General features: G+C 59.5%; 11 protein-coding genes. 7 read left to right on the forward strand and 4 right to left on the reverse strand.

Features of this window, described 5'->3' with window-relative positions; translation table 11 throughout:
* Positions 1–13: 13 nt before the first annotated feature.
* The 4 genes from HDF10_RS07855 (at position 14) to HDF10_RS07870 (ending at position 3,338) form a co-directional block, all read left to right on the forward strand.
* Positions 14–715, forward strand: coding sequence for an ABC transporter ATP-binding protein (locus tag HDF10_RS07855; protein WP_183812199.1), 702 nt, complete (start codon positions 14–16; stop codon positions 713–715).
* Positions 716–918: 203 nt separating this feature from the next.
* Positions 919–1,767: a JmjC domain-containing protein gene (locus HDF10_RS07860; protein ID WP_183812201.1), complete on the forward strand. Its 849-nt coding sequence runs from the start codon at positions 919–921 to the stop codon at positions 1,765–1,767.
* Positions 1,768–2,045: 278 nt separating this feature from the next.
* On the forward strand, positions 2,046–2,930 hold the full coding sequence (locus tag HDF10_RS07865; protein ID WP_183812203.1) for a magnesium transporter CorA family protein: 885 nt from the start codon (positions 2,046–2,048) through the stop codon (positions 2,928–2,930).
* A gap of 147 nt (positions 2,931–3,077) precedes the next feature.
* A complete protein-coding gene (locus HDF10_RS07870; protein ID WP_183812205.1) occupies positions 3,078–3,338 on the forward strand; it encodes a hypothetical protein in 261 nt (86 codons plus the stop codon).
* Positions 3,339–3,399: 61 nt separating this feature from the next.
* Here HDF10_RS07870 and HDF10_RS07875 read toward each other — a convergent pair whose 3' ends face one another.
* Genes HDF10_RS07875 through HDF10_RS07885 form a run of 3 tightly spaced genes read right to left on the reverse strand, consistent with a single transcriptional unit; the run spans position 3,400 to position 5,660 of the window.
* Entirely contained in the window at positions 3,400–4,314 is a 915-nt protein-coding gene (locus tag HDF10_RS07875; RefSeq protein WP_183812207.1) for a bestrophin family protein, read from the reverse strand.
* Positions 4,311–4,961, reverse strand: coding sequence for a carbonic anhydrase (locus tag HDF10_RS07880; RefSeq protein WP_183812209.1), 651 nt, complete (start codon positions 4,959–4,961; stop codon positions 4,311–4,313). The genes HDF10_RS07875 and HDF10_RS07880 overlap by 4 nt, the downstream gene beginning before the upstream one ends.
* 60 nt (positions 4,962–5,021) lie before the next feature.
* Positions 5,022–5,660 (reverse strand): thioredoxin family protein, encoded by a 639-nt coding sequence (locus tag HDF10_RS07885; protein WP_183812211.1) that lies wholly within the window; start codon positions 5,658–5,660, stop codon positions 5,022–5,024.
* Positions 5,661–5,927: 267 nt separating this feature from the next.
* On the opposite strand from HDF10_RS07885, the gene HDF10_RS07890 reads away from it, so the two are divergent.
* Positions 5,928–6,404 carry an HNH endonuclease signature motif containing protein gene (locus HDF10_RS07890; protein ID WP_183812219.1) on the forward strand — a complete coding sequence of 159 codons (477 nt, stop codon included), beginning with the start codon at positions 5,928–5,930 and terminating at the stop codon, positions 6,402–6,404.
* Positions 6,405–6,423: 19 nt separating this feature from the next.
* Here HDF10_RS07890 and HDF10_RS07895 read toward each other — a convergent pair whose 3' ends face one another.
* A complete protein-coding gene (locus HDF10_RS07895; RefSeq protein ID WP_183812221.1) occupies positions 6,424–7,935 on the reverse strand; it encodes a glycosyltransferase family 39 protein in 1,512 nt (503 codons plus the stop codon).
* A 143-nt stretch (positions 7,936–8,078) separates the two neighbouring features.
* Here HDF10_RS07895 and HDF10_RS07900 point away from each other — a divergent pair, with 143 nt between their 5' ends.
* Together HDF10_RS07900 and HDF10_RS07905 are read left to right on the forward strand one after the other, a co-directional pair.
* Positions 8,079–10,004 carry a hypothetical protein gene (locus tag HDF10_RS07900; protein WP_183812222.1) on the forward strand — a complete coding sequence of 642 codons (1,926 nt, stop codon included), beginning with the start codon at positions 8,079–8,081 and terminating at the stop codon, positions 10,002–10,004.
* Positions 10,005–10,566: 562 nt separating this feature from the next.
* Positions 10,567–13,956: a vitamin B12-dependent ribonucleotide reductase gene (locus tag HDF10_RS07905; RefSeq protein ID WP_183812223.1), complete on the forward strand. Its 3,390-nt coding sequence runs from the start codon at positions 10,567–10,569 to the stop codon at positions 13,954–13,956.
* Positions 13,957–14,205: the final 249 nt, after the last annotated feature.

The raw sequence follows: 14,205 nt of genomic DNA on the forward strand, positions 1-14,205 counted from the left end.
TGGCAGCGCAGCAATGCCTGTTATTCTCGCTCGCGATCTCGGCAAGACGTACCGTTCCGGCAAGCTCGAGGTTCCCGCACTTCGCGAGGTCAACTTCGCTATCAATCCGGGCGAGTTCGTTGCTATCGTGGGCCCCTCCGGCTCCGGGAAGTCCACTCTCTTCTACATTCTCGGCGGCCTCACCGGAGCCACCACCGGCTCCGTCCTCATCGACGGCGTCGACTTCGCCACCCTCACCGATGCAGAGCGAACCCGCACCCGCCGCGCCAAGATCGGGTTCATCTTCCAGCGTTTCAATCTCCTGCCCACCCTCACGGCCATGGGCAACATTGAGATCGCCCACGACATCGCCAATCTCGGCGCCTCTACCAAGCGAGAGCTCGACCGCCCTCTTCTCACCCACCTCACCGAGATGCTCGGCATCCAGGGCCGTCTCGATCACCGTCCCAACGAGCTATCGGGCGGAGAGCAGCAGCGCGTGGCCATCGCCCGAGCCCTCATCAACCGCCCCGCTATCGTCCTCGCTGACGAGCCCACCGGCAACCTCGATACGAAAAACTCGGATGCCGTTCTAAGGATGCTTCGCCAGTCCAGCCGCGACCTCAACCAGACCGTCCTCATGATCACCCACAACCCGGAGGCCGCCCAGATCGCCGACCGAATCCTCCACATGCGCGACGGCGAAATTACTCATATTGAAACCGTTACGCGTTAGCGTTCCTGTGCTTCCCCTCCAGTTCTCGGACTAAAGAAGCTCCTCGCTGTGCATAGTAACTGCCTCCTTGGTTACTACGAAAAGTCGCGTGGGACTGAACAGATCGCATGGTTGAGCACTTTAAAATTGAAGTCGAACACTCCTCCCTGTAACATTCGCTTTGTCTGAACCAGAAAGCAGTTTGCGATCTGCCGGGGGTCACCGTGTCCTACACTTACTTCCAACCCGAACAGCAATTTTCGGATTGTTTCAGGCGAAAGCCGTTTCTCTTCTGCCATAACCTCGACTCCAACGATCTCTTCTCGACCCAGTCGGTGGAGAAGCTAGCCGAAATCTGGAGCCGCGACAACACCAAATCCGGCTTCTTCTACCTCGACAGAAAATTCAGAGAGTGGGGCAGTGAAGATCACAAGGCCAGCCTCGTAGAGGCCTTTCGCCACTCCGACCTCAGCCGCATGAGGATGAAGCTCAGCTTCATCCATACGCAGCCAAAGTACGACAAGGTCCTCGAAACCATGACGCAAGAGCTCTCGGAGCTTACTCATGTCGACCTCGGCAAAGAGTATCGCGCGCCCATGGAGACGCTCTTCCTGACCTCGCCAAACGAGTTCACGCCGTATCACATCGACAGCGAAGACAGCTTCCTTCTCCAGATCCAGGGTACAAAGACCATCTACATCTTCGATGGAAGCGACAAAGAAATTCTCAAAGACCTCGATATCGAAAAGTACTGGGCAAAGAACGAGATCGCATTCCGCGAAGAGATCAGGTCGCGCGCCATGCGCTTCGAGATGGAGCCAGGAACCGGCGTCCACATCCCCATGCATTTCCCGCACATGGTCGAAAGCGGTCCCACATCTTCGATGTCGCTCAGCATCGGCTACGAATCAATAGCCTTCGATCGCGACCTCTTCCGCGTCAATCACCAGCTGCGCAAACTAGGCCTCAACCCTACGCCGCCGGGCAAGAGCAAGGTCATCGACAACACCAAAATGGCAGTCGTTGCCGGCGCCAAAGGCATCACCAAGACCCTCAAGGGTCTGCACAAGTAACCAGCCGCAAAGTTCGTTCTCATAGAAAACCCTGCGCATGCTTCGCGGGTCATACCCGGACCCCACACCAGCACCAGCCTGAGACGGTACTGGCTTTGCACTAAAGCCAAGCCAAATAGCAGCCGACAAGCAACACGAATAGACGAACATCGCACCGGATCTGCATCAGGGGTGGGTCTCGCTTTCTAAAATCCGAGGGCGTTTTCTAGACCATAAACGTAAGCCACAGTAGGATGGACCCGAGCTCCCGGCATCAAATCGCGCATAAAAGGAACTCCATGCCCTGGTATCAACTCAACGACGCCAACGACCCCAAGCTCGACGCGCTCGCCAAACAGTACAACCTCCATCCTCTTCATATCGAAGACACACGCAACGAAGACGAAGGCGTCAAAGTTGACTCCGGCGCGACCTACACCTTCGCCGTCTTCAAGCCGGTCCGTCTCATCCCCGACCCCGACAACCCCGGCGAAGAGATGCCATCCTTCTCCCCAATCGACATCTTCGCCGGCAAAGACTTCCTCATAACCGTCTCCGACCCCACCTGCCCCACTACCGGGCAGGCCCTCGCCCGTGCCCGCCGCGACGGCGATGACGAACACCCCGGAAAACTCGTCTCTCTCATCCTCGACACCATCGTCGATCTCTACTTCTCGGCCATCGACCACTTCGACGACCGCATCGACCAGCTCGAAGACAAAGTCTTCGACGATCCCACCCCTGAGATCCTCCAGTCCGTCTTCGCCATCAAGCGCGAACTCATTGACCTCCGACGCGTCCTCGTCAACACCCGCGACGCAGCGCTCCATCTCCAGCGCGATCCCAACACCATCATCGATGCCGACTATCAGCCCTACGTCCGCGATACCTACGATCACGTCGCACGTCTGCTCGACTCGGTCGAAACCCAGCGCGACCTGCTCAACAACACGCTCGACATCTATCTCTCGTCCGTCTCAAATCGCACCAACGAGGTCATGAAGGTCTTGACGGTTTTAGGCACCATCGTCCTTCCAGTTCTCGCCATCTCCGGTATCTACGGAATGAATCTCAAAGGCCTTCCTTTTGAAGATTCACCCCACGGTGCAGAGTGGGTTGGCGGCATCACCGTCGTTGCCACGGCTGTCTTGCTGTTCCTCCTCCGCAAGCTGAACTGGCTTTAGAGACGCTTTCAAAGCCTCTCCACCGTATCAACGCAATTTCGACACCTGTTGACCCGGGCAAAATCTCACAAAAGTCTCAGCCCAACTCTTTCCGCTTACCTGCATCTCTGCTAAGTACGACGGCAACGCCGTCAGGGAGATTCGTTAATGACCGACTATCGTGTAAGTCAAGGGGAAGTTCAGGAAGATCAGATAACCGCCGCCATCGAAAAAGTCACAGCACAGGTTCCGTCCACCGTTTACCTTGCTCTGGCCATTGGCTCCATGGCGGTTTCAGTCGGCTTTCAAGCTGCAAAGAAACCGCACTCAGCTCTTTTTGTCGGCCAATGGGCCGCGCCGTTCCTTATCCTCGGCATCTACAACAAGCTCGTAAAACTCCACGGCTCCGACGGCACCACTCACGCCTGATCTAATACGCGAGAAGCCCCGGCACGAGGGCCGGGGCGCCTCTCAAAACGTCGATCTACAACTACCAGAGCACACCGTCGATCGGAGTCGTGGCCGGCGGAAGTTCCGACTCGCCAAGCAGCTGCCGCAGGTTGACTTCGATCGTTGTAGTGATCGAAGTCAACGGAACGTCGTAGATAGTGTTCTCAAAAGGATCTTCAAGGTCTCGTCCGATCTTATCCAGCGCAAGAAAGATAAACCCCACCAGCGTCGAGCCAAGCGGCGTCAGCCATCCCATATTCGTCACCAGCGCCAAGGGCAGCAGGACGCAGTAGATATGCACGAACAACTGCGGAAAGTAGTCATACTGCTTCGGCATCGGAGTGTTCTTGATCCGTTCCGCACCGCCCTGCGCATCCGCCAGATCGTTCAGACTCTCGTCCATCGCGCGCCACTGCAGCGCGTCAATCCACTCCCTCGTCTGGCACTCCAACAGCAGCTTACCCATCAGCTGCTGTAGAGCCAATGGAACATTCTTCTCGGCCCGCAGACTCTCGAGCTCGCCGTGCTCCAGGAACGGCGCGATCTCAGCCCACGGCTCCAGCTTCCTCAGGTGTTGTCGCAGTGCATGCACAAACGCGATCTGCAGATAGACCATCCGTCGCTGCATCTCCTTGAGCTCCGGAGTATCGCTACCCCTCAGCGACAACATCCCAGTGGTCACCTGTCGCGCCCAGCTCCGTGAGTTGTTTACCACCGAACCCCACAGAATCCTAGCCTCCCACCACCGGCCATACGCAGACTGGTTCCGGAACGCAACGATAATTCCGATCGCCGATCCAAAGAGCGCCAGGGGAATATGCGGCATCGCCACCCACTCCCAGCGCAACAGCTTGTACGCCGCCACCACCGCCAGGTCATACAGCACCAGCAGTAGCAGCGGTAAGCCAACGTACTTCAGCATCGGCATCAGCTGTCGCCCACGCGGAACGATCATTCGCCTTCGCCCTGAATCGTCACCGGCACAAACGTCCGACTCCCGTCCTCCGAGATCCTCACCTCGCCCTTGCCAATGTCGTAGATCCATCCGGAGATCGTCAACTCCCCGCGCGCCGCCGCCCCCGCAACCGACGGATGCGTCCGCAGATGCTGAATTTGCAGCAAAACATTCTCCTCGGTCAGCTGGCGCAGCAGCACGCCTGGTTCCTCGTCAGGCTTGGCCAGCGAACTCGCCACACTCAACGCCGCATGCGCATTCTTCAGCCAGCTCTTCACAGTCGGCATCTTCTCCAAGGCCTCGGGATGCAGCAGGCCCTTCATCGCCCCACAATCCGAGTGCCCGCACACCACAACATGCTGCACCTTCAGCGCCGTAACGGCATATTCAATCACCGCACTCACGCCGCCAAGCATCTCGCCGTACGCCGGTACCAGGTTCCCGACATTTCGAGTTACAAATACATCGCCGGGCTGCGATTGTGTAATCAACTCAGGATCAATTCGAGAGTCCGCACAAGTCACAATCAAAGCATGCGGCGTCTGAGGCTCGCTCGCTGCCTTAACATAGGTATCCTTGTTCTCAGGATAGACACCCATTCGAAACTTCCGTATTCCCGCCTTCAGCTCTTCCAGTACAGCATCCATAGCGCTCCCTTTCTCATGCTCTCAAACAATCTCATCGTGCACTGCCGCGCAAGCGGCGGGTTATTCCTTCCACTTGATATTGCACCCAATTGAGAATCGTTGATTCGTATCCGGTCGTTTTCCCGCGATCACCGCATCCATCGCAGCCCGCAGATCCTTCCCCGTTACAGGGATGTCGTTGCCTGAATCCCCGCGTCGAGGCCTACTATCATCCATCTGCCCGCGATATACCAGCGCCATCTCCGCGTCGAACAAAAAGAAATCCGGCGTACAAGCCGCGTCATAGGCTCGTGCGACCTCCTGCGTCTCGTCGTACAAATACGGAAAGCGGAACCCAAGCCGCTCTGCCTGCTTCTTCATCTCCGCTGGCGCGTCCTGCGGATAAGCCTCCACATCGTTCGACGAGATCGCCGCAATCGCAATCTTTCCTTCGTAGTCCTTCCCGACCCTTGCCAGTTCCTCCTCCACATGCTTCACAAACGGGCAGTGCACGCAGAGAAACATCACCAGAAGTCCGTGCCGGCCCGACGGCGACGTTCCACCTCCGGTCATCCGATTCTCCGTATCAGACCGGCCATCCTCCCAGCTTGCAGCGAAGACATCATCCCGCCCCACAGCTCTTCCGCTCACCACATCTACCAGTTCAAACGCGGGAGCCGTAGCACCCAAAGCGACCATCGTCGACTGTGTCCTGGACATCTTGCCCTCCGCTACCTTCACGATCATAGCCAACTCTGAACTAACACCACTACCGCTGAAGCCGTTTCTTTCGTCTTCCTCCGCAAAAATTTTGTTTTCTGCGATGTCTCTCTCTCTTTTGACAGAGTTTTGTGCTTTGTTTTGACTTCATCAACCTTAGATTTTAGATAAAAGATAAACTCACGAGCCGCACTCTCGCCATCCTCCAGAAGGGAACCCGCCTCACCATCCCCAAACCTACCCCACGAGCCCTATGCTCAAACCAGCATGATCGTCCCACGCACCCTCGCCGGCGGCCGCACAACTCGCCATGCTCTTCCGGTCGGCCCGAACAAACTGCCTCTCTGCCGCTGGTGCGAACTTGAAATCCTCGCAAAACGCCGCCGCACCTTCTGCAGCGACTACTGTGTCCACCAGTGGCGTCTCCGCACCGACCCCGGCTACCTACGCAACCAAGTCCTCGCCCGAGACCACGGTATCTGCAGCGTCTGCGCTATCGACACCATCGCCGCCTACAACGCCCTCAAGCGCTCTCGAGGCCCAGCCCGAGCCGCCGGCCTCCGCCTCTACGGCATGAAGTCCATCACCGCTCGCCGCAGCCTCTGGGACGCCGACCACATCCGTTCCGTAGCCGAAGGCGGCGGCCAGTGCGACCTTGACAACCTCCGCACGCTCTGCCTCCTCTGCCACCGCGAAGCCACCGCCCAGCTTCGCCAGCGCCTCCGCCTTACCCGAGCCTCCTGATCCAACTCATCCGCCCAGCTCATCCATAAGCCTGGTACTCCTTCCAGAACTCCGGCCATGGCAACCGCGGCGGCCCGCAAACGAAGATATCCGGATGCGACTCACTCTCCTCGTTCTTCACACCTGCCGAGTTTCCATTATGCCCAGCCAGCCTACACGCCGAAAACGCCTTATCTGCAGCCTCGCGCGAAAAGCCAACCACAATCAGCGTCGAAGGCGGCACCGCAGGATATCCCCGCAGCCACGCCGAGTTCGTCATACTGATCGGCAGCGGCAGATGGTCCGCCGACCCCAGAATCTCCAACGCTCCCTGCTCGCCGTAGTTTCCCACCAGGACACCAACTTCACTTCGCTGCTCGGCCGGCAAAGAATCGCGGATCCCCGCAACCGTCTTCACCAACTCATCCCATCCAAACTCCTCCCGCAGATCGCCATTGTTCTTCAGCGCGAACGCCTTCAGCGGCCCATCCGAGGCCAGCGGCACAATAATCGCGTATACAAAGACTCCATACGCCGCCATACCCGCAAAGACCACACCCAGCACAGCCCGCCGCCACTCCGTTCCAAGCGTCACCACCCACCTTTCACCCGCCACCGCACCCATCGCCAGCAGCATCGGATAAGCCGCCGCCAAATAGTACCCACGTCCTTTACCAACCACAAACAGCGCGAACGGAACCACGTACATCCACCCCAGCATTCGATACCGCTTGTTCCGCAGAAAAAAGATCACTCCCGCGATCCACAACGGCGCAGCTGCCAGATTCGCGCAGATCTTGAACTGATCCCACACGAAGCCGTTCGCCCGCCCCTGCCTTACATCCCGCGCATGGATGTGCTGCAAAAAATGCAGCGAGATAAACCCATGCCGAACCTGCCAGATAAAGTTAGGCGCGAAGATCAGCAGCGCAACCGCCACTCCACCCCAGAACCACCCACTCGCAAAGTAACGCCGAGCCGAACTGAACACCATTCCGCTCACGATCCCCACGATAAAAAACAGAATCGAGTACTTGGTCATCAACCCCAAGCCGACAAAGACTCCGATCGCCAGCCACCATCGCGGGTTCTCCGTTTTCAACAGCCGAATGACGAAGTACGCGATCAGAACCCACCACAGATAGTCGAACGAGGAGTACTGAAACTCCGTCCCCTCGAACACGGCCAGCCCGGAGGTAGCCACCGCCAGCGCCGCCGTCACCTGCGCCAGCCGTCCGCCGCCCAGCTCCCGCGCCATCAGCCCCGTCACCACAATCGCCAGCGCCTGCGCAACAACCGAAAACAGCCGCAACCCCACCATCGAAACCCCAAACAACTGCAACCCCACCCGCTCCACAAACGGCGTAAAAGGGGGATAGGCGACAAACCCCCAGTCCAGATGCCGCGCATCGCTCAAAAACTGAAACTCATCCCGATGAAATCCATACCGCCCGTTCGTCAGCAGATGAACGAGTGCTACCATCAGCGCAATCCCAATCAGCGCCAGTGTCTCTGTTCGGGTCTCCCTCCCCGAGCCAATCTCTGTCTGCATCAGAATCCTCCGTCAACCGAACGCTACGCAACACATTACACGCGAGTTCACTGTTCCACGTCTTCTGATCCCTATTAGCGATATACTTCCTTAGTCCTACCCCTTTCATAGGTTTCCTACTCCATCTGTAGGAGGTACCACCCATGTCAGTCCCACCCCCGGGCGGCGGTCTGGGCAGCAACTCCAACTACATCCTCACCAGCCTGTGCAATAACATCACCGGCCTCACCGTCACGATCAACGTCACCCAGAACATCGTGCACAAGGACTCCTCCGGTATCTGGTACCACGGCTTTGGATTCCAGCTCAACTGCAACTCCGCCCCCCACTTCTCCAACGCCTTTCAGCAATTCATCTTCATTCTCCTGGGCACCCCTATCGGCGACCCCCAGATCAACCTCGCCCTCAACGACTATACGGTCGGCTCAGATTCCATCTATCTAGAATACTTCGGCGTCCTCGCCATGCCTAACCTCGTCCTCCCCGCCGGCTATCAGTTGCAGATGCAGCTCAAAAACGACACCAAGGACAACATCGTCGGCATCACCTGGACCGTCACCGATCTCGGTTTCCTTCCTGCCCCCAACACGCCGATCACCGGATACTGGTCTCCCAGCCCCCTGCAGAACCCGCCCGTGTTAACCCGGCAGCACGTCAACTACATTGGCATCGACGGACATATCCACGAGCGCCTCCATGACCCCTCCTACAACTGGGTCGATAACGATCTCACACAGCTCTCCGGCAACGGCATCGCCCCTGCCGACGGCAGCGCGCTCGATGCCTATTTCGGTCCCGACAACGGCCAGCACATCAACTTCATTGGCACCGACGGCCACGTCCGCGAGCTCTACCTCGCCCTGGGCGGCCAATGGATCAACAACGACCTCACCCAACTCTCCAAAGGCATCCTGCCGCTGCCTAACACCCCGCTCGACGGCTACGTCGATCAGGATGGCGGTCAGCACGTCAACTTCATCGGCAACGACAACCACGTGCACGAGCTGTTCATTCCCTCCCACGGCCACTGGATCGATAACGACCTCATCCATAAGTCCGGCGACGGTATCGGCCCCCGTCCCAACAGCCCACTCGACGGCTACATCGACGCCGACAACGGCCAGCACGTCAATTTCATAGACACCGACGGCCACGTCCGCGAGCTCTACATCACCCCCCACGGCCAGTGGGTCAACAACGATCTCATCCAAAAGTCCGGCAACGGCATCGCTCCGTCGCGCAACAGCACGCTATGCGGATATCTCGGCCCCGACAACGGCCAGCACGTCAACTTCATCGGGACCGACGGCCACGTCCGCGAGCTCTACATCACCCCCCACGGCCAATGGGTCAACAATGACCTCACCCACCTCTCCGGCGACAGCACTCCGCCCGCACCCGGCAGCCCGCTCTCCAGCTACTGGGGCGATAACAACTCGCAGCACGTCAACTTCATTGGAACCGACGGCCACGTCCGTGAGCATTACATCCACCCCGACGCCCAGTGGGTCAACAACGATCTCACCCAGCTCTCCGGCAACGGCACGGTCCCGGTCCCCGGCAGCGCGCTCCACTCCTACGCCCAGCCCGACGGGGAGCAGCACGTCAACTTCATCAGCCCCGGCGACGCCCACCTGCACGAGCTCTACGCCCGTCCCCACCATCAATGGGTCAACAACGACCTCAACAACCTTCAGCTGGTCAACCGCACCATCCAACCCCTGCCTCTCAAGACCGACCAGTTCGCCCCCATCAACGCCTTCCAGGTCAACCTCGTCGGACCCATCAACTCCGACAGTGCCGTCCTCTCCTCCGGCGCTGGTACCATCACCTACTCCGCCGTCACCCCGCTCACTGTCCAGAACTCCTTCCCCTCTTGTACCGCCAGCCAGTTCGGCACTGCCGAGACCGCCAACAGCTTCTACGGCTCCCTGGACGCCGGCCCAAGCAACCTCATTACCCAGACCTTTTCCACCAGCGCTCAACCCATGATCCATTTTCACGGCCCCACCAAAGGCCTTAATCTTCCCCTTGAGCCCAATAAACCCCTAAAGCCCATTCGTCGGTGACTCGATGGTTTGCAACGAAAGCTTGGCCTCTCAATCTAGGGAATCGGGAGGGATTTACGGGTAGGTAGCTCGATTCACTTGTCCATAAACGGGCTTCTGGGACAAATGCCCAGGCGTCCCATACAGGCCCCCTTTCCCACATTTCCACTCCAATCCACACCACATGCGCCTTGCCAGCGGACCCGTCCACGCCTACCCTCGAAAGTGCTCCATTACGGATCAGTAAATCCGCTTCCGGCGCGCTGATTTCGCAAAATCCACAGCAAAAACCAAGGTTTTTATCGAATTGCCACATTAATGCCGCATAAATAGAGGTATTCGCACAGCCAACACAACATGTTGTGCTTTATACTTGACACACCACATAAGGGGCGGTACTTTCACGACTGCAGCCACGCAAAAGACGGCCAAGTTCCTTACATTTCACGACCCAGAACGCTGCCGGCTCAACCTAGCCGGATAAATATCCAGCGCTATACTCGTCAGTTTTACCTTTCGGCCGAACGCCACCTGTAGGCATCGGCACCTTGGTTTTTTCATCAAATTAGAAGGAGTACTCCCCATGGCAATCACCCCCAACCAGACCCACACACAGACCGCCGCCCAGACCGCATCCGGAGCCGCCGGCTTCAAGAACCAGCGCACCCCGGGCCTGACTTTCGATCGCCACTCCACCAAACCCGGCGTCTCCCCCTACGACGAGATCGTCTGGGAGCTCCGCGACGCCATCATTCAGGACTTCAAGGGCAAGACCATCTTCGAGCAGAAGAGCGTCGAGGTCCCCGCCGACTGGTCCATGACCGCGACCAACATCGTCGCCTCCAAGTACCTCCACGGCCTCAATGGCTCCAACGAACGCGAGTCCGGCGTCCGCGCCCTCATCACCCGCGTCGCCGAGTCCATCCGCGACTGGGGCATCTCCGGCGGCTACTTCGCCTCTCAGCAGGACGCCGACACCTTCTACGCCGAGCTTGCCCATCTCCTCCTCAACCAGAAGGTAGCCTTCAACTCGCCCGTCTGGTTCAACGTAGGCTGCGACCGCCTCGAGCCCAACTCCGACGCCCAGAACTGGCACTGGAACGCCACCACCGGCAAGGTCGAGTTCTCCGTCACCGGCTACACCAAGCCCCAGTGCTCCGCATGCTTCATCAACTCCGTGCAGGACTCGCTCGACTCCATCCTCACCCTCGCCAAGACCGAGGGCATGCTCTTCAAGTGGGGCTCCGGCGCAGGCTCGAATCTCTCAAACATCCGCGGCTCCATGGAGACCCTCTCGGGCGGCGGCACAGCCTCCGGCCCACTCTCTTTCATGCGCGGCTTCGACGCCTTCGCTGGCGTCATCAAGTCCGGCGGCAAGACCCGTCGCGCCGCCAAGATGGTTATCCTCAACGTCGACCATCCCGATGTCGAAGACTTCATCCAGTGCAAGGTAAAAGAAGAGCAGAAGGCCTGGCACCTCATGCAGGCTGGCTACGACGGCAGCGGTCCCGACTCCGAGGCCTACAGCTCCATCTTCTTCCAGAACGCCAACAACTCCGTCCGCGTCAACGACGAGTTCATGCGCGCAGTCGAGTCCGACGGCACCTTCGTCACCCGCACCGTCAAGGAGCGCACGCCCGTCAAGGAGTACAAGGCCCGCGACCTCATGCACTCGCTCGCCGAAGCCACCTGGCAGTGCGGCGACCCCGGCATGCAGTTCGACACCACCATCAACAAGTGGCACACCAGCAAGAACACCGGCCGCATCAACGCCTCCAATCCCTGCTCGGAGTACATGTTCCTCGATGACTCCGCCTGCAACCTTGCCTCCTTCAATCTCCTGAAGTTCCTCACCCCCGGCGGCCAGTTCGACATCCCCAGCTACCGTCACGCCATTGAGATCGTCACCACCGCGATGGAGATCATCGTCGACTCCGCCGGCTACCCCACCGAGATGATCTCGAAGAACTCGCACGACTACCGCCCCCTCGGCCTCGGTTACGCGAACCTCGGTGCGCTCCTCATGGCCTTCGGTCTCCCCTACGACTCCGACGCCGGCCGCGACTTCGCCGCCACGCTTACCTCGATCCTCTGCGGCGACGCCTACTGGCAGTCCTCCCGCATCGCCGAAACCTGCCCGCCCCTCGGCGCAGCCACCCCGCTCACCCAGCAGGCCTCCATTGAAGGCGGAGCCTGCCCCGGCTTCTACGTCAACCGCGAGCCCTTCCTCGACGTCGTCCGCATGCACCGCGCCGAAGTCAACAACATCGGCAAGTCCAAACAGTCCGCCGAGCCCTTCTTCGTCCCTCAGCTCGACCAGCTCATCGAAGCCTCCCGCCACGCCTGGGACGGCGCACTCGCCCACGGCGAAAAGCACGGTTACCGCAACTCCCAGGTCACCGTCCTCGCCCCCACCGGCACCATCGGCTTCATGATGGACTGCGACACCACCGGCATCGAGCCTGACCTCGCCCTCGTGAAGTACAAGAAGCTAGTCGGCGGCGGCATGATCAAGATCGTCAACAACACCGTCCCCTCGGCTCTCATCAAGCTCGGCTATTCCGAGTCTGAGGTCAACGCCATCGTTAGCTACATCGACGCCACCGGCACCATCGAGGGCGCTCCCGCCATCAAACCCGAGCACCTCGCCGTCTTCGACTGCAGCTTCAAGCCCTCCAAGGGAACCCGCAGCATCTCCTACATGGGCCACATCAAGATGATGGGCGCCACCCAGCCCTTCCTCTCCGGAGCCATCTCCAAGACCGTCAACCTCCCCCAGGACTGCTCCGTCGACGACATCGCCGAAGCCTACATGGAGAGCTGGCGCCAGGGCCTCAAGGCCGTAGCCATCTACCGCGACAACTCCAAAGGCACCCAGCCCCTCAACGTCACCGCCCAGACCGACGCCGACAAGAAGGGAACCCGCGGCACCAACGCCGTAGCAGCCGTAGCCCCGGCAGCAGGAGTGCTCACCGCGGTAGCAGCCCAGGCCGAAATCGACGAAGCCGTCGAAGCCGCCCGCGCCGCCGCCCGCCAGCAGCTCACCGAGGCCATGGAGACCGCCACCGCCGCCCACACCCGCATCCACTCGCTCGAAACCCAGCTCAAGCAGATCGCCGAAGCCGCCCTCCAGAACTCTGACTCCGTCGACGCCCAGTCTCCTCCCCGCGCCGTCCGTCACCGTCTCCCTGCCGAGCGCGCCTCGGTCACCCACAAGTTCGGCCTCGCCGGACACGAGGGCTACATCACCGTCGGGCTATATCCAAACGGCCAGCCCGGCGAAATCTTCATCCGCATGGCCAAGGAAGGCTCCACCGTCTCCGGACTCATGGACTCCTTCGCCACCGCCGTCTCCCTCGCCCTCCAGCACGGCGTCCCCCTCCGTGTCCTCTGCGAGAAGTTCGCCCACACCCGCTTCGAGCCCTCCGGCTGGACCGGCAACGAGCAGATCGGCTACGCCAAGTCGATCATGGACTACATCTTCCGCTGGATCCAGATCCGCTTCCTCTCCGGACACCAGTTCGACCTCTTCGCCGGCCTCAGCCCCCAAAATCAAGGCCAGTCCAGCATCCCGGTCACAGGAACCGTCAACGCCCCCGGCAACCGCATTGAGTCCTCCGTCCTGTCCAACCTCAACGCCTCAAACGATCAATCAAAAAATGCCGTCATCCTGAGCGAAGAGAAGGATCCCCGTATTTCGCAGTCAGAAGCCGCACCCAGCTTCGAGGACACCTACCACACCACCACCCCACCCCAGCAGGGAATCGCACCCGACCTCAGCGCCCGCAGCGGACTCGAATCCCCCGACCCCATGTCCCTCGAAGATCGTGGCATCTACCACGCCTCCGACGCCATGAAGTCCATGTACGAGATGGGCGACTCACCCTCCTGCGCCACCTGCGGAGCCATCATGACCCGCAGCGGCTCCTGCTACCGCTGCATGTCCTGCGGCAGCACAAGCGGCTGCAGCTAAGACGTCCGATGTATCGGACCGCTAAAGTATCAGTGAGCACAATAAAAGCCCCGCCTTTTAGCGGGGCTTTTATTTATTAAGAGTACATATCTACGGTAAACAACACCGCACTTCCATCTGAGACGCGTCTGTTCCGGTCGCCTCTTTGTAATCGCACTTTACGGAGGCTGTAGTCACCGAAACCGTTTCCACCACTGGAATCACAGTGATTGCATATTCGAACGGGGTGCTACGCGAGCCCGTGTCTAC

The organism is Tunturiibacter empetritectus (assembly GCF_014201375.1).
GTDB classification, from domain to species: Bacteria; Acidobacteriota; Terriglobia; order Terriglobales; family Acidobacteriaceae; genus Edaphobacter; species Edaphobacter lichenicola_D.